Source organism: Streptomyces sp. NPDC026062 (assembly GCF_055568375.1).
The window spans coordinates 1-20,106 of sequence record NZ_JBVHOQ010000022.1 but is presented as its reverse complement, the minus strand read 5'-3'; the positions used below and the strand labels follow the sequence as shown (position 1 = coordinate 20,106).

Annotated in this window: 20 protein-coding genes; 10 read left to right on the top strand and 10 right to left on the bottom strand. The window is 70.5% G+C overall.

Annotated elements, in window-relative coordinates; genetic code table 11:
• Window positions 1–79: 79 nt before the first annotated feature.
• Window positions 80–679: a 2'-5' RNA ligase family protein gene (locus tag ACZ4LX_RS20800; protein WP_467646619.1), complete on the top strand. Its 600-nt coding sequence runs from the start codon at window positions 80–82 to the stop codon at window positions 677–679.
• 133 nt (window positions 680–812) lie between these two features.
• Here ACZ4LX_RS20800 and ACZ4LX_RS20795 read toward each other — a convergent pair whose 3' ends face one another.
• Window positions 813–1,613 (bottom strand): decaprenylphospho-beta-D-erythro-pentofuranosid-2-ulose 2-reductase, encoded by an 801-nt coding sequence (locus ACZ4LX_RS20795; protein WP_467646616.1) that lies wholly within the window; start codon window positions 1,611–1,613, stop codon window positions 813–815.
• A 61-nt stretch (window positions 1,614–1,674) separates the two neighbouring features.
• Complete coding sequence (locus tag ACZ4LX_RS20790) at window positions 1,675–3,054, bottom strand: FAD-binding protein (RefSeq protein ID WP_467646613.1); 1,380 nt, start codon at window positions 3,052–3,054, stop codon at window positions 1,675–1,677.
• A 140-nt stretch (window positions 3,055–3,194) separates the two neighbouring features.
• Between ACZ4LX_RS20790 and ACZ4LX_RS20785 the strand changes: the two genes are divergently transcribed.
• Window positions 3,195–4,172, top strand: coding sequence for a YihY/virulence factor BrkB family protein (locus ACZ4LX_RS20785; RefSeq protein ID WP_467646609.1), 978 nt, complete (start codon window positions 3,195–3,197; stop codon window positions 4,170–4,172).
• On the opposite strand, the gene ACZ4LX_RS20780 is transcribed toward ACZ4LX_RS20785, so the two are convergent.
• The gene (locus tag ACZ4LX_RS20780) at window positions 4,120–5,388 is read right to left on the bottom strand and encodes a D-alanyl-D-alanine carboxypeptidase family protein (protein WP_467646605.1); all 1,269 of its coding nucleotides are present in this window, start codon (window positions 5,386–5,388) and stop codon (window positions 4,120–4,122) included. The two genes, ACZ4LX_RS20785 and ACZ4LX_RS20780, sit on opposite strands and share 53 nt — an antisense overlap.
• Window positions 5,389–5,509: 121 nt before the next feature.
• Here ACZ4LX_RS20780 and ACZ4LX_RS20775 point away from each other — a divergent pair, with 121 nt between their 5' ends.
• The 3 genes from ACZ4LX_RS20775 to ACZ4LX_RS20765 all read left to right on the top strand — a co-directional run bounded on the left by ACZ4LX_RS20775 (window position 5,510) and on the right by ACZ4LX_RS20765 (window position 9,019).
• Window positions 5,510–5,755: an SCO4848 family membrane protein gene (locus tag ACZ4LX_RS20775; protein WP_467646601.1), complete on the top strand. Its 246-nt coding sequence runs from the start codon at window positions 5,510–5,512 to the stop codon at window positions 5,753–5,755.
• Between the two features lie 83 nt (window positions 5,756–5,838).
• Window positions 5,839–7,227 carry a metallophosphoesterase gene (locus ACZ4LX_RS20770; protein ID WP_467646932.1) on the top strand — a complete coding sequence of 463 codons (1,389 nt, stop codon included), beginning with the start codon at window positions 5,839–5,841 and terminating at the stop codon, window positions 7,225–7,227.
• Window positions 7,228–7,465: 238 nt separating this feature from the next.
• The gene (locus ACZ4LX_RS20765; RefSeq protein ID WP_467646929.1) at window positions 7,466–9,019 is read left to right on the top strand and encodes an ABC transporter substrate-binding protein; all 1,554 of its coding nucleotides are present in this window, start codon (window positions 7,466–7,468) and stop codon (window positions 9,017–9,019) included.
• Window positions 9,020–9,126: 107 nt separating this feature from the next.
• Here ACZ4LX_RS20765 and ACZ4LX_RS20760 read toward each other — a convergent pair whose 3' ends face one another.
• Both ACZ4LX_RS20760 and ACZ4LX_RS20755 read right to left on the bottom strand, forming a co-directional pair.
• Window positions 9,127–9,843, bottom strand: a complete 717-nt coding sequence (locus tag ACZ4LX_RS20760) for a TetR/AcrR family transcriptional regulator (protein WP_467646599.1) — start codon at window positions 9,841–9,843, stop codon at window positions 9,127–9,129.
• A gap of 66 nt (window positions 9,844–9,909) precedes the next feature.
• Window positions 9,910–11,136: an MFS transporter gene (locus ACZ4LX_RS20755; protein WP_467646596.1), complete on the bottom strand. Its 1,227-nt coding sequence runs from the start codon at window positions 11,134–11,136 to the stop codon at window positions 9,910–9,912.
• Window positions 11,137–11,238: 102 nt separating this feature from the next.
• On the opposite strand from ACZ4LX_RS20755, the gene ACZ4LX_RS20750 reads away from it, so the two are divergent.
• Window positions 11,239–11,751, top strand: a complete 513-nt coding sequence (locus ACZ4LX_RS20750) for a MarR family winged helix-turn-helix transcriptional regulator (RefSeq protein ID WP_467646593.1) — start codon at window positions 11,239–11,241, stop codon at window positions 11,749–11,751.
• A 146-nt stretch (window positions 11,752–11,897) separates the two neighbouring features.
• Here the strand turns inward: ACZ4LX_RS20750 and ACZ4LX_RS20745 are convergent, their stop codons facing one another.
• The 5 genes from ACZ4LX_RS20745 to ACZ4LX_RS20725 form a co-directional block, all read right to left on the bottom strand.
• Entirely contained in the window at window positions 11,898–12,674 is a 777-nt protein-coding gene (locus tag ACZ4LX_RS20745) for a succinate dehydrogenase iron-sulfur subunit (protein ID WP_467646590.1), read from the bottom strand.
• On the bottom strand, window positions 12,674–14,428 hold the full coding sequence (gene sdhA / locus ACZ4LX_RS20740; protein ID WP_467646588.1) for a succinate dehydrogenase flavoprotein subunit: 1,755 nt from the start codon (window positions 14,426–14,428) through the stop codon (window positions 12,674–12,676). Before sdhA ends, ACZ4LX_RS20745 begins: the two co-directional genes overlap by 1 nt.
• A gap of 29 nt (window positions 14,429–14,457) precedes the next feature.
• Window positions 14,458–14,931 (bottom strand): succinate dehydrogenase hydrophobic membrane anchor subunit, encoded by a 474-nt coding sequence (locus ACZ4LX_RS20735; protein WP_467646585.1) that lies wholly within the window; start codon window positions 14,929–14,931, stop codon window positions 14,458–14,460.
• Between the two features lie 5 nt (window positions 14,932–14,936).
• Window positions 14,937–15,317, bottom strand: a complete 381-nt coding sequence (sdhC, locus tag ACZ4LX_RS20730; RefSeq protein WP_026249405.1) for a succinate dehydrogenase, cytochrome b556 subunit — start codon at window positions 15,315–15,317, stop codon at window positions 14,937–14,939.
• A 242-nt stretch (window positions 15,318–15,559) separates the two neighbouring features.
• Window positions 15,560–16,045 carry a 2-oxo-4-hydroxy-4-carboxy-5-ureidoimidazoline decarboxylase gene (locus ACZ4LX_RS20725; protein WP_467646580.1) on the bottom strand — a complete coding sequence of 162 codons (486 nt, stop codon included), beginning with the start codon at window positions 16,043–16,045 and terminating at the stop codon, window positions 15,560–15,562.
• A gap of 376 nt (window positions 16,046–16,421) precedes the next feature.
• On the opposite strand from ACZ4LX_RS20725, the gene ACZ4LX_RS20720 reads away from it, so the two are divergent.
• The 4 genes from ACZ4LX_RS20720 to ACZ4LX_RS20705 all read left to right on the top strand — a co-directional run.
• Window positions 16,422–18,023: a beta-N-acetylhexosaminidase gene (locus ACZ4LX_RS20720; RefSeq protein ID WP_467646578.1), complete on the top strand. Its 1,602-nt coding sequence runs from the start codon at window positions 16,422–16,424 to the stop codon at window positions 18,021–18,023.
• A gap of 220 nt (window positions 18,024–18,243) precedes the next feature.
• Window positions 18,244–18,960 (top strand): DUF4328 domain-containing protein, encoded by a 717-nt coding sequence (locus ACZ4LX_RS20715; protein WP_467646575.1) that lies wholly within the window; start codon window positions 18,244–18,246, stop codon window positions 18,958–18,960.
• Window positions 18,961–19,115: 155 nt separating this feature from the next.
• Window positions 19,116–19,685, top strand: coding sequence for a hypothetical protein (locus ACZ4LX_RS20710; protein WP_467646572.1), 570 nt, complete (start codon window positions 19,116–19,118; stop codon window positions 19,683–19,685).
• A gap of 112 nt (window positions 19,686–19,797) precedes the next feature.
• On the top strand, window positions 19,798–20,106 hold a 309-nt coding region (locus tag ACZ4LX_RS20705; protein WP_467646568.1), incomplete at its 3' end, for an SseB family protein.

The following is a 20,106-nucleotide window of genomic DNA, read 5'->3' as shown; positions in this document are numbered from 1 at the left end:
CCACAGGCGGCACACTGGCGGCGTAAAGCGTCGGCTGTCAGTGGCTGAAAACAGACCATCGAGGATTGAGGAGAACGATGTGGGGACCGTAACGCTCGGCGTTTCGATCGCGGTCCCGGAGCCCTACGGCAGCCTGCTCCAAGAGCGGCGCGCGAGCTTCGGGGACCCTGCCGCACACGGCATTCCCACCCACGTCACCCTCCTGCCGCCGACCGAGGCGGAGGCGGCCGACCTGCCCGCGATCGAGGCGCACCTCGCCGGGATCGCGGCCGGTGGCCGCCCCTTCCCGATGCGGCTCTCCGGTACGGGCACCTTCCGCCCGCTCTCGCCGGTCGTCTTCGTCCAGGTCGTCGAGGGCGCCTCGGCCTGTTCCTGGCTCCAGAAGCGGGTCCGGGACACCTCCGGGCCGCTGGTGCGCGAGCTCCAGTTCCCGTACCACCCGCACGTGACCGTGGCGCACGGCATCTCCGAAGAGGCGATGGACCGGGCGTACACGGAGCTCGGCGACTACGAGGCGTCCTGGACCGTCGGGTCCTTCGCCCTGTACGAGCAGGGCGTGGACAGCGTCTGGCGCAAGATCAACGAGTTCGCCTTCGGGGACGCCGACACCGGCAGCCCCGGCCCCGCCGTGCCCGCTCAGACCGGCAGCTCCCTGGACGAGCCCTCGCTCCATCCCTGAGGGGCCGGGCCTCTGAGGGGCCCGGCTTCCGAGAGGCCGGGCGTCCGGCAGGCCGGGCTTCTGACAGGTACCAGTCCGGGCCCGTCCGTTGGCAGGTCGGGCTTCTGACAGGTGCCGGTCCGGGCCCGTCCGTTCAGACCGGCAGACGCCGGAACAGCGGCCGGGGCACATGCCGCAGGGCCGACATCACCGCCCGTAGCGCCCCCGGCACCCACACCGTCTCCGAACGCCGCCGCAGCCCCGTCACGATCGCCTCCGCGACCGCGTCCGGCGTGGTCACCAGCGGAGTCCGGGTGAACGGAACCATCGCGAGCGGCGCCTCGGCCGCCGCCGCGCCCGATCCGGCCGGTGCGGTCGACGGCCGGACGAGGCCGGGGCGGACGACCATCACATGGACCCCCGTCCCGTGCAGGGCGTCCCCGAGCCCCTGCGCGAACGCGTCCAGACCCGCCTTGCTCGACCCGTAGATGAAGTCCGCGCGCCGGGCGCGCTCCCCCGCCACCGAGGAGAGCACCACCAGCGAGCCGTGCCCCTGCGCCTGGAGCGCGCCGGCGCACACCAGCCCGGCGGAGACGGCCCCCGTGTAGTTCGTCTGGGCGACCCGGACCGCGGCGAGCGGTTCCTCCTCGTCGCGCTCCTGGTCGCCGGCGATACCGAAGGCGAGAAGGACCATGTCGATGTCGCCCTCGGTGAAGATCTTGCCGAGGCCGGTCTCGTGGGACTCGGTGTCCAGGGCGTCGAAGTCGACGGTACGGACGTAGGCGCCCCGGCCGCGCAGCTCGGCCGCGGCCGACTCCAGGGCGGGGGAGGGGCGTCCCGCCAGCCAGACCGTGCGGGTGCGGCGGGCGATCAGACGGCGTGCGGTGGCGAGCCCGATGTCCGATGTGCCGCCGAGGACGAGCAGGGACTGCGGGGCACCGAAGGCATCCTTCACGAGAACGCTCCTTACTGAAGGCGGAGGTGGGGGGCGCGGCGGGGTGGCTGCCGCCGCGCCGTCAGAGGGCGAGCCGGCGCGAAAGATCCGAACGGAACGCCCCGCGCGGGTCCAGCTCGGCTCGCAGATCCCGGAATTCGCCCAGCCGCGGGTACATCGCGGCCAGCGCTTCGGGGCGCAGCCGGGAGTCGGCCGTCAGACAGACCCGGCCGCCCGCCGCCGCCACCTCCTCGTCCATCCGGTCGAGGAAGCGGGCCAGTCCGGGCAGGGCCGCGGGCAGGTCGAGGGCGAGACCCCAGCCGGGTTCCGGGAAGGACAGCCAGCCGGGGTCGCTCGGGCCGAACCGCTTGAGCACGGCGAGGTACGACGGGCAGCGCCGCTGCGAGACCTGCCCGACGATCCGGCGCAGTGTCTCCGCCTGCCTGTCCCCGACGGTGAACTCGTAGTGCACGAATCCGCCCCGGCCGTGGAGCCGGGGCACATGCGGCGCGGCGTCCAGGGGGTGGAAGAACGTGGAGATCCGCTGGAGTTCACCGGAGCGGGAACGGGGTGCGCGGCGGTAGCGGAGCTCGTTGAACGCGGCGGCGGACATCCGGCCGAACAGCCCACCGGGCACGAGGCCGGACCCCGGTCCGAGGCCCGCCACGAGGGTGTGCGGCGAGGGCAGCTTGGCGGGGCGGAAGAGCAGCGGTGTGCGCCGGGCGTGCGCGGGGAGCATGTGCGGGGGAGCGTGCTCTCCCCGGGTCAGGACGCCACGCCCCGTCGACCGGCCGCGCGCGGTCAGGTCCACCCAGGCCGAGGCGTAGCGGTGGCGGCGGCTGCCGGTGGCGAGTCGCGTCATCAGGTCGTCGAGATCGAGGGCCCGCTCGGTGTCGACCGCCATCAGGGCCGTCGTGACGGGACGGAACCGCAGGGTGGCCGAGAGGATCACCCCGGTCAGGCCCAGGCCGCCCGAGGTCGCGTCGAAGAGCGGGGTGCCGGGGCGGACCGTACGGATCCCGCCGTCCGCCGTGAGGAGCTCGAACTCCGTGACATGGCGGGAGAAGGAGCCGGCGGTGCGGTGGTTGTGACCGTGGACGTCGGAGCCGATCGCCCCGCCCACCGTGATGTACCGGCTGCCGGGCATCACCGGCAGGAACCAGCCGAGCGGCAGCAGCGCCTCCAGCAGCCGGTGCAGGCTCACCCCCGCGTCGCACACCACGAGCCCGGACCGGGCGTCGATGGTGCGGATCCGGTCCAGCCCCGTCATGTCGAGGACGGAACCCCCGGCGTTCTGCGCCGCGTCGCCGTGCGCCCGGCCCAGGCCGCGCGCGATCGAGCCGCGCGGCCCGCAGCCGCGCACCGCGGCGACGGCCTCCTCGTAACTCCGGGGGTGAAAGCGCAGCGCGGTCGTCGGGGCGGTACGGCCCCAGCCGGTCAGGGACACGGTGTCGACAGACATGAGGGTGACCGTATCGCCCGAGAAAACACCTTTGAGGGATTTGTTACAACACTCACCGAAATGGGTGATTGAGGGAGCGTCATTTCCTCCGTGTGGGACCGGTCGCCTGTTTTCGGGGTCCGGGAGGGTAGTCGTACTGCATGGACTGGCTGAAAAAACTCCCCGTCATCGGGCCGATCGCCTCCCGGCTGATGGAGACGCACGCCTGGCGGAGCTACGAGACGCTGGAACGGGTCCACTGGGCCAGGCTCGCCGCGGCGATCACCTTCATCAGCTTTCTGGCGCTCTTCCCCCTGATCGCGGTGGGTGCGGCCATCGGTGCGGCGATGCTCTCCGCCAAGCAGCTGCGCACGATCGAGGACAAGATCGCCGAGCAGGTGCCCGGCATCTCCGACCAGCTCGGCATCGAGAATCTGGTCGACCACGCGGGGACGGTCGGGCTGGTGGCAGGTGCGCTGCTGCTCTTCACCGGCGTCGGCTGGATCGGCTCGATGCGGGACTGCCTGCGCGCCGTCTGGGACATGGACGACCTGGACCAGGGCAACCCGGTGCTGCGCAAACTCAAGGACGCCGGGGTCCTGTTCGGCCTGGGCGGAGCGGCCCTGGTGACTCTGGCGATCTCCTCGGTCGGCTCCGTGGCCGTCGGGCGGGTCGCCGATCTGGCCGGCATTCCGCAGGACGGCGCGGGCGGCGTGCTGCTGCGGTTCGCGGCCCTGGCGGTGGCGGTGATCGCCGACTTCCTGCTGCTGCTCTATCTGCTGACCCTGCTGCCCGGTGTCGAGCCGCCCCGGCGCCGGCTCCTGGTCGCCGGGCTGATCGGCGCCGTCGGCTTCGAACTGCTCAAGCTGCTGCTCGGCAGCTATATGCAGGGCGTCGCGTCCAAGAGCATGTACGGCGCCTTCGGCGTGCCGATCGCGCTCCTGCTGTGGATCAACTTCACCGCGAAACTGCTGCTGTTCTGCGCCGCCTGGACGGCGACCCCGAGCAGGGCCGAGGCCGGACCGGCGCCGGACACGGAGGGGGACTCCGCGTCCGACGCGGGACAGAAGGCCGGTGGCAGCACCCTCAGCGGCGGGGCAGACGGCGCACCAGGTCCGGCAGCGGCCAGCGCCGGTTGACCAGGAACACCGCCCCGGCCAGCAGCACCAGCACCCCGCCGACGATGCCCAGGGCGACCCCCACCCCGCTCGTGCTGTCGGGGGCGGCGGCGGTCTTCGTGGCCGCGGGGCCGCTCCCGCCCTTGTCAGCGGCCGGCTTGTCGGCCTGGGCACCCTTGCCCGTAGCCGTGCCCGTCCCCGTCTCGGCGGACTTCGGCGGAACGAGTTCGCCGACCGGGGTGACCTTGCCCTCGGCGGCGAAGCCCCAGTCGAGCAGGCTCGCGGCCTCCTTGTAGACGGCGTGCGTCTCGTTGGACGACGGGTTCATGACGGTGACGAGCAGCACCTTGCCGTTGCGCTCGGCGACACCGGTGAACGTGTTCCCGGCGTGCGTCGTGTAGCCGTTCTTGACGCCCGCGATGCCCTTGTACGCGGTGACGCCGTCGGCCCCCGTGAGCAGCCGGTTGGTGTTCTGGATGCCGAAGCTCTCGCGCTTCTTGCCCTTCTTCTGCTCACCGGGGAACTGCGCCGTGGCGGTCGCGCAGTACTCGCGGAAGTCCGCCTTCTGCATCCCGCTGCGGGCGAACAGCGTGAGGTCGTACGCGCTGGAGACCTGCCGGGGGGAGTCGTATCCGTCGGGCGACACCACCGTGGTGTCCAGGGCCTGGAGCTCCTCCGCGTGTGCCTGCATGTCGGCGACGGTCTTGGGGATGCCCCCGTACATCGAGGCCAGCACATGCACCGCGTCGTTGCCCGAGCGCAGGAAGACCCCGAGCCACAGATCGTGCACCGTGTAGCTGAGGTCCTCCTTCACCCCGACGAGGCTGCTGCCCTCACCCAGGTCGGCGAGGTCCTCGTCCTTCACCGTGTAGGCGAGGCTCTTCGGCTGGAGGGCCGGCGACTGCATCACGGTGTCGGCGAAGAGCATCTTCAGCGTGGAGGCCGGAGGCAGCCGCCAGTGCGCGTTGTGCGAGGCGAGGATGGAGCCCGTCTCCGCGTCCGAGACCATCCAGGACCTGCCCGTCAGATCCTTCGGCAGGACCGGAGCGCCGGTGCCGAGATTGACCTGGGTCCCGCTCCGGCCGAGCTGCGCGCCACCTACCTGTGACATGCCGGCGGGCGGCTTCGGATCGTCGTCCGCCGTGTCCTGGCTGACCGCCGACGCGGGACTGACGAGGAAAATGGACAGCAAAGCGGCAGAGGTGACCGACAGGGCGGCCTTCTTGAGAGCTGGCACGGTCGAAAACGTACATGCAGTTGATCTGAATATGGATACCGGAGGTATGACCCGCCGCGCGTACCGCCGGGACAGCCCACCCCGGGCGAGGCGGCCGGAGCGTGGCGGAGATACTGATTCCATGAAGCTCAGCCGCCCCGTCTCCTGGTTCCTGCTCGCATTCGGGGTGTGGAGCTGGTTCATCTGGATCACTTTCGTCAAGAACTTGTGGAAGGACGGCAGTGGTCTCGCCTTCGACGACGCGGGTGACCCGACCGCCTACTTCTGGGTGCATCTCCTGCTTGCCATCACGTCCTTTCTCCTGGGGACGGCGGTGGGGGTGATCGGGTTCCGGGGCGTCAGGGCCTGGCGCCGGCAAGGCGCGTAGTACGTCGACTTCCGGCCGGATCCGGAGCCGGGGCAAGCAGGGACGAGTGGGACGAAAAGGTCAGGGGAGCGCCGGTGGCGGTCATGGGATTCGCGCTGCTGCTGGTGGCGGTGCTCGCGCTGCTGGCCCTCGTCCACCGCTATGTGTGGCGTCGCTTCGTCGGTGACACGACGCGGGCCGGCAGCCCCCTGCGCCGGGCCGGCACGGTCGCGGTGTACGTGCTGCCGCTGCTGAGCGTCGGTGCCCTGGTCTCCGGGCGTACGGGGGCACCCTTCTGGCTCCAGCAGGTGCTGGCCTGGCCCGGCTATCTCTGGCTGGCCGCCCTGCTCTATCTGACGCTCGCCCTGCTGGCCGGGGAACTCGTACGCCCGCTGCTGAACCGGCTGCTCGCCCGCAGGGCCGGGCGCGTGCCGGAAGCACCGGCAGCGGAGACGGTGCCCACCGGACCCGCGGCCGGACCGGCGGCCCATGCGGCGCCCGCCGAACCGGCCACCGCCGCACACGGGGCCACCGTCACCACCGGGGTCCCGCCGGCCCCCACCCCCGTCGCGGAAACCCCCGCCGCCGAAACCCCCGTCGCCGAAACCCCTGCCGCGGGCACCCCCGTCGCGGACCCCCCTGCTGCGGACATTCCCCCTGCCGCCGCCCCTTCGCGCCGTCTCTTCGTCGCGCGGGCCGTCGGCGGTGCCGCCGCCGTCGCCGGTCTCGGTGTCACCGGCTACGGCGCCCACGGGGTGCTGCGCGGCCCCCGCGTCAAGCGCGTCACCGTCCCGCTGGCCCGGCTGCCCCGCTCCGCCCACGGCTTCCGGATCGCCGTCGTCAGCGACATCCATCTGGGGCCGGTCCTGGGCCGGTCGCACACCCAGCGGATCGTCGACACGGTCAACCGGACCCAGCCCGATCTGATCGCGGTCGTCGGGGACCTGGTCGACGGATCGGTCGCCGATCTCGGCCCGGCCGCCGAACCGCTCGCCCGGCTCCGCTCCCGGCACGGGGCGTTCTTCGTCACCGGCAACCACGAGTACTACTCGGGGGCCGCCGAATGGGTCGATCACGTAAGAAAACTGGGCCTGCACCCGCTGGAGAACGCCCGGGTCGAGATCGACGGCTTCGATCTCGCCGGGGTCAATGACATCGCGGGCGAGAGCGAAGGGCAGGGCCCCGACTTCGGCCTGGCTCTCGGTGACCGGGACCCGGAGCGCGCCGCCGTTCTGATGGCCCATCAGCCCGTCGTCATCGACGAGGCCGTCGAGCACGGTGTGGACCTCCAGCTCTCCGGGCACACCCACGGCGGCCAGCTCTGGCCCGGCAACTACATCGCGGAGCTGTCCAATCCCACGGTCGCCGGGCTCGAACGGTACGGCGACACCCAGCTGTACGTCACCCGAGGCGCCGGCGCCTGGGGCCCGCCCGTGCGGGTCGGCGCGCCCTCCGACATCACCGTCGTCGAGCTCGCGTCACGCCGGGCCTAATCACCCCACGGCGCACAATCCCTGCCGAACGCCGCCGAGATCACCGATCGGGTGACCGGGCATGAACCCTCTGTATTCGGTGTTAGGGCCCAAGGTTTCAACTAACGAACAAAAGGCTATGAGCCTCTGATTTCCTCTTCCAGATGTGAAAGTCGTGTGCTTGGCTGAGCCCGAACGTGCGGTGATCTGCGTATCTGAGCGCGACACCGAGGTGGGGCTGGTAAGGGAGAGCACGGCAATGCGGTCGATCCGGATACGGATTCTCGCGATTCTCGCGGTATTGGTCATCGCAGGCGTCGGCGCCTGGCAGCTGCTTCCCACGAATGAGGGGAAGAGCGATCCGGTCACGGTCGGCACGACCGACGAGGTGACCTCGCTCGACCCGGCGGGCGCGTACGACGCGGGTTCGTGGGCGATGTACAGCAACGTCTACCAGTCCCTGATGACGTTCAAGTCCGGGGCGATCGTCCCCGAGCCCGACGCCGCGGAGAGCTGCCAGTTCATCGGCGGGAAGCTCCAGACGTACCAGTGCAAGCTCCGGGACGACCTGACCTTCTCCGACGGCAAGGCGGTGACCGCCGAGGACGTCAAGTACTCCTTCGACCGGATGATGGAGATCGCGACGGACGTCGGTCCCTCGGTCCTCTTCCCCAGTCTGAAGAACGTGGTGACCGAGGGCCGGACCATCACCTTCAACCTCTCGGCGCGTGACGCGACCTTCCCGCAGAAGCTCGCCACCGGTGCGGGTTCGATCGTCGAGAAGGACTCCTACTCGGAGCACAAGCTGAAGGCCGGCAACACGGTCATGGGCTCGGGGCCGTACGTACTGAAGTCGTACGAGCCGGGCGTCTCCGCGGAGCTCGTGCCGAACACGAGGTACAAGGGCGCGCTGTCGAGCGTCGGCGGCCCGGTCAGCGTGCGCTACTACAAGCAGTCGGACGATCTCCTGGCGGCCTGGAAGTCGGGTCAGGTCGATGTCACGCACCGTCAGCTGCCGCCGTCCACGCTCGCCGAGCTGGACACCGGTGACGTCAACCAGCGTGTGACGGAAGCCGACAGCGCCGAGATCCGCAACCTGGTCTTCAACGTCCGCGCGGGCTCCCCGCTCGCCGACAAGAAGGTCCGCCAGGCCATCGCCGCGATCATCGACCGCGCGCCGCTGGTGAGCGACGTCTACAAGAGCACCGTCGAACCGCTCTACTCGCTGATCCCGCAGGGCTACATCGGGCACAGCACCCCGTTCTTCGACCTGTACCCGGCGCCCGACGCCAAGCGTGCCCGTCAGCTGATGCTGGAGGCCGGTGTGCAGCTCCCGCTGCCCGTCACCTTCGCCTACCGCGACGACGACGCGTACACGAAGGAGACGGAGGAGATCCGCCGCCAGCTGGAGGCGGACGGCCTGTTCAAGGTGACCGTGAAGGCCGTGGAGTGGCAGACCTTCCAGAAGGGTTACGCGGCCGGCAAGTACGACATGTACACCGTCGGCTGGCTCCCGGACTACCCGGACCCCGACACCTTCAGCCAGCCGCTCGTCGGCCGTGACAGCAGCCTTCACAACGGCTACACCAGCAAGAAGATGGACCAGCTGATCAGCTCCACGCTGCAGTACAGCGACCGCAGCCGCACCTCCGCCGACTTCAAGCAGCTCCAGAAGCTGGTCGGCGAGGACGTGCCGCTCGTACCGCTGTGGCAGAAGAAGGACTACGTCGTCGCCAAGACCGACGTCGCCGGATCGCAGTACCTCTCCGACGGCAGCGGCATCTGGCGGCTGTGGGAACTGGGCTGGATCTGATCCGGCGTCACAGCACCGCGTCGAGCGGCCGTCCCGGAATCCGGTCCCGGGGCGGCCGCTCGGCCGTTTCCACCACGGACACGCCTGCCTTCGCCGCTACCGGGCTTCTACCCGGCCGCTGTCCGGCCCGCCGCACCCGGCAGGAACTCCTCCAGCACCCCGTGGATCTGGCGTACGAGCGGCCGCAGCACCCGGAACCGGGACAGGGCGATGGCCCGCGCGACGATCGGGGCGGTGCGCTCGACGAGGCGGCGGCTGCGTTCGGCGTCGTCCGTCCGGTCGTGGACCCAGTACAGCACCAGGCCCATCTGGTTCAGCCACATCAACTGGGGCAGCAGGGCTGCCAGCGCGGGATCCGTCCTGGTGCCGGAACCTGCCAGGCAGCGCTCATGGATGGAGATCGCGGCCTCGCGCGCGGAGACCGAGTCCGGCGAGAACGGGCTGAGCGGGCTCTCGGGGTCCGCCGCGTTCTTGAAGAACTGGGCCGCGAAGCGGTGGTACGGCTCCGCCACGTCCAGCCAGCAGAGCAGGACCCCGCGAATGCGTGCCGCGAGGTCCTTGTCGCCGTTCAGGACCGGCTGGACCGCGAGTTCGTGCTCGGCGGCGATCCGGTCGTAGAAGCCCTGGACGAGATGTTCCTTGGACGAGAAGTAGTAGTAGGCGTTCCCCACGGAGACGCCGGCCTCCTGGGCGATGGCCCGCATCGTCGTCTTGTCGTAGCCGCGTTCGGCGAAGAGCCGGAGCGCGGTTTCGAGGATGAGTGTGCGGGTCTGCTCGCTCTTGGGAGCCTTGACTTCCTTCACGTCCTTCTCTTCCTTCACCACGGTCCCGAGGGTATCCGGACGGACCGGTGACGGGCCGGGGCCCTCCGCCCGCGCCGTCGAGCGGGTTCAGGTCACGGCCTCGGAGGCCGTCCGCACGCTCTTGGCAGGGGCCCCGAAGCGCCGCACCCCCGGCACGGCCGCAGTGGCCAGGCAGGCCGCGCCGACCAGCAACCCGGATGCGGCCAGCGGGACTTCGGGTCCCCACGCGGATGCGGCGAGCGGGGCCAGGGCGTAACCCAGCGGCATCGCGCCGAGCGAGAGCAGCCAGTCGTACGAGGTGACCCGGGCGAGCGCGTGGGTGGGGACGGCGGACTGGACGGCGGTCTCCCAGACCGGGTTGAGGAAGCCCAGTCCGGCCAGGGCGATCCCGTACGCGACGACGGCCACGGCGACGGGGGCGTGCGTGGCCAGCAGACAGAGCGGAAGGGCGTAGAGGGCGCCGCCCAGATTGGCGATCAGGACCGGGCGGCGCGGCCGGGCCCTTGTGGCCGCCAGGGAACCGAGCAGCAGACCGACGGCCCCGGTCTGGAGGAACACGACCCAGGCCCCCTTGCCGCCCGGGCCGTTGAGGAAGAGCGCCGGGCCCGCCGTCATCAGGACGGCCGCCGCGCCGTTCCAGACGGAGTGGGCGATCAGGCTCGTCCAGTACCAGTCGCGGCCCCGGACCTCGCCCCAGCCCTCCTTGAGGTCGGCGATCACCGTGTTCCTCGGGACGGGGACGTGCCGGACGTCGATCGCGGCCAGCAGTGCGGCGCTCACCGCGAAGGTCGCGCCGTCCAGGACGAAGGCCCAGCCGGGGCCCGCGGTGAACACCAGGGCCCCGGCGACGGCGGGCCCGCCGAGCCGGGTCGCGCTGCCGGCGACCGCCATCAGGGCGTTGGCGCGCAGCAGTCCGGACTCGTCCACGGTGCCTCGGATCAGCGGTGAGACGGTCGGCATCGAGAAGGCTCCGGCGGCGCCGCCGATCGCCTCGGCCGCGGCGATCTGCCACAGCGCGGGTGTCCCGGAGAGCAGTTCGGCGCCGACGAAGAGCTGGGTGACGCACCGTACGAGATCGGTGGTCAGCGCGACCGTACGGGCGTTGAAGCGGTCACCGGCCACACCGCCGAGGGGGAGCAGGAGCAGCTTCGGCACCATCGCGCAGGCGAGTACCAGGGCGAGGGCGCCGGTCGATCCGGTGGCCATGTAGACGGCGATGCCGAGCGCGGCGGGGATCGCGGCGTCGCCGAGCAAGGAGAGGCTGCGCCCGACGAAGAGCAGGCGGAAGGACCGGGTCCTTAGGGGATGAGGCATGAGGGTGAATGTATTTCGGCGCCGAACTATTCGTCAACGAACTATTCGTCAACGAAATATAAGCTTCCGAAGCGTGGGAGGGCCCGGCGTAGGGTGTGACGCATGCAGCAACGCGACTGGACCGACGGCCATGTGGAGCGGTGGAAGCCGGTGCTTCCCGACCTCGACCCCGAGGTCGAAGGCGCGGTGACCCGGATGAACAAGCTCTCCGTCCATCTGCGCCGGGTGCGCGAGCAGTCCCTGATCGACTTCGATCTGGACCGCCAGGAGTTCGACACCCTGCACAAGCTCGCCGGCCGGGGCGGCAGGGCCACCCCCTCCGAACTGGCCGCCGACCTCGATCTCGCGCCCGCCTCCGTCACCGGCCGGCTGGACGCCCTGGAGCGTCGCGGCTTCGTCCGCCGCACGCCCTCCACCACCGACCGGCGCCGCGTCGACGTGGAGCTGACCGACGAGGGCCGCTCGACCTGGACCGGCGCGATGGTGTTCCTCGGGCACGAGGAGGAGCGGCTGCTCGGTGTCCTGCCCAAGGAGGAACGCGCGCTGCTCAACGACATGCTGCGACGCGTCATGGTCGTCGCCGAGCACCGGGGCGGGGGAGCGGACCGGGACTGATCCGCCCCGCGTCACGGACCGGGGCCGAGCCTTTCCGTGTACGGCAGGAGGCCCCGTCCTCCGCAGCGATGCTGCGGGGGACGGGGCCTCCGTCGTGCTCGGGCGGGAGGACGGGGCCTCCTGCCGTACGCGGGGTGTTCCCGGGGTCAGAAGCGACGCGTGATCAGCGCGCGCTTGACCTCCTGGATCGCCTTGGTGACCTCGATGCCACGCGGGCAGGCGTCCGTGCAGTTGAAGGTGGTGCGGCAACGCCACACACCGTCACGGTCGTTGAGGATCTCCAGGCGCTGCTCGCCGCCCTCGTCGCGCGAGTCGAAGATGAAGCGGTGCGCGTTGACGATCGCCGCCGGGCCGAAGTACTGGCCGTCGTTCCAGAACACCGGGCACGAGGACGTGCACGCGGCGCACAGGATGCACTTGGTGGTGTCGTCGAAGCGCTCGCGGTCCTCGGCGGACTGAAGGCGCTCGCGGGTCGGCTCGTTCCCCTTGGTGATGAGGAAGGGCATGACGTCGCGGTAGGCCTGGAAGAACGGGTCCATGTCGACCACGAGGTCCTTGAGGACCGTGAGGCCCTTGATGGCCTCGACCGTGATCGGCTTCTCCGGGTTCAGGTCCTTGATCAGCGTCTTGCAGGCGAGCCTGTTCTTGCCGTTGATCCGCATCGCGTCGGAACCGCAGATGCCGTGCGCGCACGAGCGGCGGAACGTCAGCGTGCCGTCGGTCTCCCACTTGATCTTGTGAAGGGCGTCGAGAACACGCTCCTTCGGGTCGATCTCGATCCGGAAGTCCTGCCACTGGGCCTCGTCGGAGACCTCCGGGTTGAACCGGCGGATCCGGAAGGTCGCCATGATGTACGGCGAGTCGGCGAAACCGGCCTCGGGCTCGGGAGCCTTGTCGGCCTTGTCCAGGGTGGGGGTAGCCATCAGTACTTACGCTCCATCGGCTGGTAGCGGGTCTGGACGACCGGCTTGTAGTCCAGCCGGATCGACTCGGTGCCGTCGTCGGCGACCTCGCGGTACGCCATGGTGTGGCGCATGAAGTTGACGTCGTCGCGGTTCGGGTAGTCCTCGCGGTAGTGACCGCCGCGGGACTCCTTGCGCGCCAGCGCCGAAGTCGCCATGACCTCGGCGAGGTCGAGCAGGTTGCCCAGCTCGATGGCCTCCAGCAGGTCCGTGTTGAACCGCTTGCCCTTGTCCTGGATGGACACGTCGAGGTAGCGCTTGCGCAGCTCGGCGATCTTGTCGACCGCGGTCTTGATCGTCTGCTCGGTGCGGAACACCATCACGTTGGCGTCCATGCACTCCTGCAGCTCCAGGCGGATCGCCGAGACGCGCTCGGTGCCCGTGGAGTTGCGCAGCCGCTCGACCTGGTCGACGACCAGCTGGGCCGGGTTCTCGGGAAGCTCGACGAAGTCGTTCTTCGCGGAGTACTCGGCGGCGGCGATGCCCGACCGGCGTCCGAAGACGTTGATGTCGAGCAGCGAGTTGGTGCCCAGGCGGTTGGCGCCGTGCACGGAGACACACGCGACCTCGCCGGCGGCGTACAGGCCCGGGACGACGGTGGTGTTGTCGGCCAGCACCTCGCCCTCGACGTTGGTCGGGATGCCGCCCATGGCGTAGTGCGCGGTCGGCTGGATCGGGATCGGGTCCGTGTAGGGCTCGATCCCGAGGTACGTACGCGCGAACTCCGTGATGTCCGGGAGCTTGGCGTCCAGCTGCTCCGGCGGGAGGTGCGTCAGGTCCAGGTAGACGTGGTCGCCCTCGGGACCGCAGCCCCGGCCCTCACGGATCTCGGTGTAGATGGAGCGGGACACGACGTCACGGGACGCGAGGTCCTTCATGACGGGCGCGTACTTCTCCATGAAGCGCTCGCCGTCCTTGTTGCGGAGGATGCCGCCCTCACCGCGGGCGCCCTCCGTCAGCAGGATGCCCATGCGCCAGATGCCCGTCGGGTGGAACTGGAAGAACTCCATGTCCTCCAGCGGCAGGCCGCGACGGTACGCGGCGGCCTGGCCGTCACCGGTCAGGGTGTGCGCGTTCGACGTCACCTTGAAGAACTTGCCGGTGCCGCCGGAGGCGAAGATGATCGACTTCGCCTGGAAGACGTGGATCTCGCCGGTCGCCAGCTCGTACGCGACGACGCCGGCCGACTTCTTGACCCCGTCGACCTCCTGGAGCAGGAGGTCCAGGACGTAGAACTCGTTGAAGAACTCCACACCCTCCTTCACGCAGTTCTGGTACAGCGTCTGGAGGATCATGTGGCCGGTGCGGTCCGAGGCGTAGCAGGACCGGCGGACCGGGGCCTCGCCGTGGTTACGGCTGTGGCCGCCGAAACGGCGCTGGTCGATCTTGCCCTCGGGCGTGCGGTTGAACGGCAGGCCCATCTTCTCCAGGTCGAGAACGGAGTCGATGGCCTCCTTCGCCAGGATTTCGGCGGCGTCCTGGTCGACCAGGTAGTCGCCGCCCTTGATCGTGTCGAAGGTGTGCCACTCCCAGTTGTCCTCCTCCACGTTGGCGAGCGCGGCGGCCATGCCGCCCTGCGCCGCGCCCGTGTGGGAGCGGGTGGGGTAGAGCTTGGTCAGCACGGCGGTGCGGCTGCGCTTGGTCGACTCGATGGCCGCGCGCATGCCGGCGCCGCCTGCGCCGACGATGACGGTGTCGTACTTGTGGATCTGCATGGTCTACCTCTGGTCTTCGGGCCCGGCGCCTAGCGGATGTTCGGGTCGAAGGTGAAGATCACCAGCGTGCCCAGCAGGACGGTGAACACCGTGGCGGTGTACAGCAGCATCTTCAGCCAGAAGCGGGTGTTGTCCCGTTCGGCGTAGTCGTTGATGACCGTACGGAGACCGTTGGCGCCGTGCAGCATGGCGAGCCACAGCATCGCCAGGTCCCAGACCTGCCAGAACGGCGAGGCCCAGCGGCCCGCCACGAAGGCGAAGCCGATCTTGGAGACGCCGCCGTCCAGCACGAGCTGGATCAGCAGGTGGCCCAGGACCAGGACGACCAGCACGATGCCCGACAGGCGCATGAAGAGCCAGGCGTACATCTCGAAGTTGGTGCGCGAGCCCTTGGGGGTCTTGCCGGTCCGCTTGCGCGGCGGCTCGATCACGGGCGCCGGGTTGTCGACGTCGTAGAGGGCGGCACCCTCGACGGCGCCGATCGCGGGAGTCTCGGTGGACATTGGCCTCAGCTCCCGAATACTTCGCGTACGGCGTGGCCGAGGACGGGGTACAGGGCCCCGACCATCAGCACGATCCAGATACCCAGCACGGCCCAGAGCATCTGCTTCTGAACGCGCGGGCCCTTGGCCCAGAAGTCCACGGCGACGATGCGCAGACCGTTCAGCGCGTGGAAGAGAATCGCGGCCACCAGGCCGTATTCGAGGAGCGCGACGATCGGCGTCTTGTACGTGGACACGACATCGTCGTATGCCTCGGGGGAGACGCGGACGAGAGCGGTGTCCAGGACATGTACGAACAGGAAGAAGAAAATGAGGACACCAGTGACTCGATGAGCCACCCAGGACCACATGCCTTCCCGGCCGCGGTACAGCGTTCCAGCCGGCACGGAAGAACCCTCCGGGAGCGGGGATTGGGGTCGGCCGGCTTGACTGTCGGTCTGACCCGGCCGGGTACGGTCCACCGGCCCCGGCCATCGTAGCGACGGTTTGTCGGTTCGTTCGCCCCGGGGCCTCTGGTGTGATCAAAGTGGCAATCAAACAGGCACGTACGGGCTATAGCGGCGCTCCGACGGGCCTCTCGACCGGCCTGTGGCCGGGGGATCCGCACGTCAGGGGCGCCTGCCGGCCGTTACTGACTCGATACCAGCTCGATGATGCGGCCCCGGGCGAGTCGCCGCATTTCGTCGGCCGTCACCACCCGCTCCTGATCGGGTTCGTGCGCCAGCCGGGCGCGGATACCGGCCAGCACCTGGTCGGGGTGCTCGGCGGGCCGGAAGCCGTCCAGGCAGATCACGAAGACATGACCGAATTTGCATTCGTACGCGGCGTGCGCGGCGGCCAGCGCGAGATGGGCGGAGTGCGGCGCGTCCGGGTGCAGCCCCGGGGACGCCTCGACGGCGAGTGCCTCGGCGCGCTCGGCGGGGGAGAGGTCGTAGCCCGCCTCGTCGGCGGCGGCGAGCAGCGCGTCCAGGTCGGGGTACGGGCGGTGGCCCGCCAGCCGCTCGGCCCAGCGGCGGCTGGCGCAGCACTCCAGCAGGGCGGCCTCGGCCTCGGCGGCGGGGGCGGTGTTGAAGAGGTGCAGGCCGCCTGGGCCGAAAGGGGTGCGGCCGGGCACGGGGCCGCCGCTCTGTACGGGTACGGCGTTCGGCCGGGCGGACGGGGGCGGCTGCTCGGGAAGGCCGGCGTGGGACTCGCTGGACCTGGACAGCGTGGGCTCCTCGAATCAACGGATCTGTGAACCTGGAGTGGGGAGGGACCGGAGAGACCAGGTGGATGCAGGGTGAAGGAAGAGGTGAATGTGTCTCAAAGCTAAGGGTGCCGGGCAACGGCTGTCCGACGTATGCGCGAATTTCACCCGGACGGGAGGGTTTCGTGAGGTGCGGGGGGTGGGTCGGCGAGGAGAATGCCCGGCTGTCCCTGGTATCGCCCGACAGCTGCCGGAAAGTCTCGTTTCTGCTCTTTTTTGCACTGAATCCGGAGGTTTCTGACTGATGTCGCCCTCACGCGGCGCCCTCATGGCTGTCACGGCGGTGGCCGCGGCGACCGTCACCGTGGCCGGCTGCGACAGCCCCGGCATCGAACACCGGAACGGCTCCGAGACGTCCCACGCGCCGACGTCACCGTCCGCGTCCCCCACGCCCTCCCCGACCCGGAGCTACCCGCTCTCGAAGACACCCCGCACCATCCCCGCCGTACGGGAACACACCCCCGCCCGCGGCCCCGGCTGGCAGCCGGGGAAGGACAGCGCGGTGGTGATCGGCCGGGGCGACAAGGCGCTCGCCGACGAGGGGCGGCTGCTCGCCGGTGAGCTGAGGATCGGCTACCGGGGCGAGGCTTCGGCCCGTGCGGGCGATGTGGAGCTGGCCCTGAACCCGGGGGGCGGCGGCGGGAGCGAGTCGTACACCCTGAAGACCCACGACGGGCGCGTCACGATCAGCGGACCCGGTGAGGCGGGGGTCTTCTACGGGACCCGCACCCTCAAGCAGTCCGTGCGGGCCGACGGTGCCATGCCCGAGGGGGAGGTGCGCGACCGCCCCGACCGCCCGCAGCGCGGACTCAACCTCGACATCGCGCGCAAGCACTACAGCGCCGGCTGGATCGAGGACCGGCTGCGCGAGATGGCCGACCTCAAGCTCAACCAGCTCGGTCTGCACTTCTCGGACGACCAGGCGTTCCGTATCGAGTCCGACACCCACCCCGAAGTGGTGTCGCCCGACCATCTGACCAAGGCGGAGGTGCGGCGCATCGTCGCCCTCGCCCGCCGGCTGCACATCGAGGTCGTCCCCGAGATCGACTCCCCGGGCCACCTCGGGGCCGTCCTGCTCGCCCACCCCGACCTCCAGCTGCGCAATGTCTCGGGTGTGCCCTCGAAGGGATCGCTCGACATCTCGAAGCCGGGTGCGGCGAAACTCGTCGACGAACTCCTCGACGAGTACACCGCACTGTTCGGCGGCGCCTACTGGCATCTGGGCGCCGACGAGTACCAGGCACTCACGGTGCGCGACCCCGCCGCCTCGTACCCGCAGCTCCAGCGCGCGGCCGTGAAGAAGTACGGGGCGTCGGCCGGCATCCAGGACCTCGCCACCGGCTGGCTCAACGACCGCGCGGCAGTGGTCCGCCCGCACGGCATGAAGCCCAAGGCGTGGAACGACGGGCTCTTCCGCGACAGCACCGTCCGGGCCGACAAGGACATCGAGATCGAGTACTGGACCGGCAAGGAGTACGGCGCCCGTCCGCCGGAGCAGTATCTGCGCGAGGGGTACAAGCTGCTGAACCTCAACGACGAGTTCCTCTATTACGTGCTCGGCGAGCCCAACACCTTCGTCTACCCCACCGGCAAGCGCATCTACGAACAGTGGACCCCGCTCGTGCTGCGCGGCACGAGCCCCGTCCCGGCGAAGTACTCGGACCAGATCCTCGGCGGCCGGTTCGCCGTCTGGGGCGATCTGCCGAACGCCCAGACCGCCGCGCAGGTGGCCGAGGGCATCCGGATGCCGTTGCGGGCGACGTCCCAGAAGCTGTGGGACCCGGGCGCGCCGAAGCTCGGCTGGGACGGCTTCAAGGCGCTGGCGAAGGAGATCGACCAGGGCTGAGCCGCCGGCCGCCCGAACTCCGTGGACAACGCGGCGCGCCGGGGCTACGTTCCGGTTGCCGCGCGGTCCGGGGAGGGACGCGCGCTCCATGCGCAGACGTCCGGATCCGGGGGGTTCCACTTTCATGCTCTGCTCACTCTGCGGCAAGAGACCCGCCTCCACCGCCGACGGGCGGTGCACGGTGTGCGCCGCCTTCCGCCGGTCACGGGCGGGCGGTCTGATGCCGGCGCCGACGGGACGGCCGACCACCCGGTCGCTGCGGTCACCGGTCGGGCTCGGCCGGGCGGTGTGTGTGCTGCTCGGCTCGGTGGCCGTGGCGGACCTGCTGGCCATCGGCACCGGTTTCCACGCGCGGCGGCTCCTGAGCGAGGGGATGGCCGACGACTTCCTGACGTACGACGAAGCGGCCGCGGACCGCGCCGACGTGCTGTACGAGACCGCCGGGGCGTTGCAGCTGCTGACGTTCCTGGCCACCGTCGTCGTCTTCCTCGTCTGGTTCCGCCGGGTGCGGCTCAACGCCGAGGTGTTCGACCCGTACGCCCACGCGCAGCGGCCCGGCTGGGCGATCGGCGGCTGGTTCGTCCCCATCGGCGCTCTCTGGCTGCCCCACCGTGTCGCGAGCGGCATCTGGACCGCGAGCTCCCCGGGCGGGAGCAACCGGCCGCCGGCCCCGCGCAAGCTGCTGCACGCCTGGTGGGCGACGCTGCTCTGCGCGGAGATCTACTCCCGGTACGCCGGCCGGGTCTACCAGGACGCGGAGGAGGCGGACGAGATCCTGAACGCCTTGGACCAGGTCATGGCCGCCGACGCGCTGGAGGTGGTCGCCGCCGTGCTCGCGGTCCTGTTCGTCCGCCGGCTGACCGCGATGCAGGGCGAGCGGGCGGCGCTGGGACCCGCGGGCGCCGACTCACAGCTCCCGGGGGAGCGGGCCGGCTGAGGCCGGGCGCACTGAGAGCCGGAGGCCGACCGAGGCGGGGCGGCGATATTCGGACGGCATGAGTGACGATTTTCGGCCACTCGGCGCTGAAGGCGATAAGACGATGCGCTGTGTCCCCGTACGCGTGCGTACGGAGAGGCCGACGGGAGACGCCGATGAGCCTGCTCGAACTGATCGCCGCCGCTGACCCTCGGGGGCTTGCCGCGAGCGGGGCCGCCTGCCTCGACCGCTGCCTGCCACAGCCCGCCCAGGGAGCCGAACCGGACCCGCTGCGCCCGCTCTGGGCGGGCTGCGCCGACCCGCGCGACTGGCCGGCGCGGCTGGCCGAGGCGCGGGCGGCGCTGAACGCCCTGCCCGGCCCTCCGGAGAGTGTCCAGCGCGTCAGGGCCCTGCTCGGCGAGGCTCCGGCGGACCGGTCGGGCGAGGCGCTGCGGAGCTGGGCGGACGCCTGCTCACTGCTGGCCCTCGACATCCACCGCGAGCACGACGCGGTGGGCGCCGACGCCGTGGAACTGGTCGGGCGCTGCCGGGCCGGCGATCCCTCAGGGGCGGGTCCGCTGCTGTCCGGGGAGACCGCCCGGCAGGTCCTGATCCTGGAGATGCTCGCGGAGACCGGGGGCGCCGCCCCCGTCGGCGCTGGGCTGCGCCAGGTGCTGGACGTCTCGGCCGAGGGGCGCCGGGTCCTGCGCGCCGCGGTCACACGGCGGGCGCGGGTGAGCGGCTGACGGCGGGCAACAGGGCCCGTGGCCGGCGTCGCCGCGGTGACGCCGAACTGCTTTGCTCACACAAATGGCTTGTCCTACTGTGTGCCCCTGAGACGAGCGTGGGGGTGGGGTCTTGGAGCAGTCCGGAACAGCGCTCGCCGAGCTGATTGCCGACCGGAGAGGCGGAGTTGGTGATCCGCGGGCGCTGGTGGGCGAGATGCGGCGTTCGGTCCTTCTGGTGCCGACCGAGGGCGAACGGCTCTGGTCGGCACGGTTGGGCGGGGTCCGGTGGATCTACGGGTTCACCGACGAGGCGGCGCTGGCACGGTTTGCTCTGCTTCGCGCATCGGGCGATCAGGCCATGGACTACGCGGCGTTGCTGGGCGCGCGCATCGTCGACGAGATCGTGCCGTCTCTGGGGGAGCCCGCCGGTCTCGCGGTC

Bases quoted from the DNA above. Each gene is read 5' to 3' on its own strand.
- ACZ4LX_RS20775 (WP_467646601.1), top strand. From the start codon at position 5,510: ATGAAGCTCAGCCGCCCCGTCTCCTGGTTCCTGCTCGCATTCGGGGTG.
- ACZ4LX_RS20750 (WP_467646593.1), top strand. From the start codon at position 11,239: ATGCAGCAACGCGACTGGACCGACGGCCATGTGGAGCGGTGGAAGCCG.
- ACZ4LX_RS20785 (WP_467646609.1), top strand. From the start codon at position 3,195: ATGGACTGGCTGAAAAAACTCCCCGTCATCGGGCCGATCGCCTCCCGG.
- ACZ4LX_RS20735 (WP_467646585.1), bottom strand. From the start codon at position 14,931: ATGTCCACCGAGACTCCCGCGATCGGCGCCGTCGAGGGTGCCGCCCTC.
- ACZ4LX_RS20710 (WP_467646572.1), top strand. From the start codon at position 19,116: ATGAGCCTGCTCGAACTGATCGCCGCCGCTGACCCTCGGGGGCTTGCC.
- ACZ4LX_RS20770 (WP_467646932.1), top strand. From the start codon at position 5,839: ATGGGATTCGCGCTGCTGCTGGTGGCGGTGCTCGCGCTGCTGGCCCTC.
- ACZ4LX_RS20715 (WP_467646575.1), top strand. From the start codon at position 18,244: ATGCCGGCGCCGACGGGACGGCCGACCACCCGGTCGCTGCGGTCACCG.
- ACZ4LX_RS20790 (WP_467646613.1), bottom strand. From the start codon at position 3,054: ATGTCTGTCGACACCGTGTCCCTGACCGGCTGGGGCCGTACCGCCCCG.
- sdhA (WP_467646588.1), bottom strand. From the start codon at position 14,428: ATGCAGATCCACAAGTACGACACCGTCATCGTCGGCGCAGGCGGCGCC.
- ACZ4LX_RS20755 (WP_467646596.1), bottom strand. From the start codon at position 11,136: ATGCCTCATCCCCTAAGGACCCGGTCCTTCCGCCTGCTCTTCGTCGGG.
- ACZ4LX_RS20720 (WP_467646578.1), top strand. From the start codon at position 16,422: ATGTCGCCCTCACGCGGCGCCCTCATGGCTGTCACGGCGGTGGCCGCG.
- ACZ4LX_RS20765 (WP_467646929.1), top strand. From the start codon at position 7,466: ATGCGGTCGATCCGGATACGGATTCTCGCGATTCTCGCGGTATTGGTC.
- ACZ4LX_RS20745 (WP_467646590.1), bottom strand. From the start codon at position 12,674: ATGGCTACCCCCACCCTGGACAAGGCCGACAAGGCTCCCGAGCCCGAG.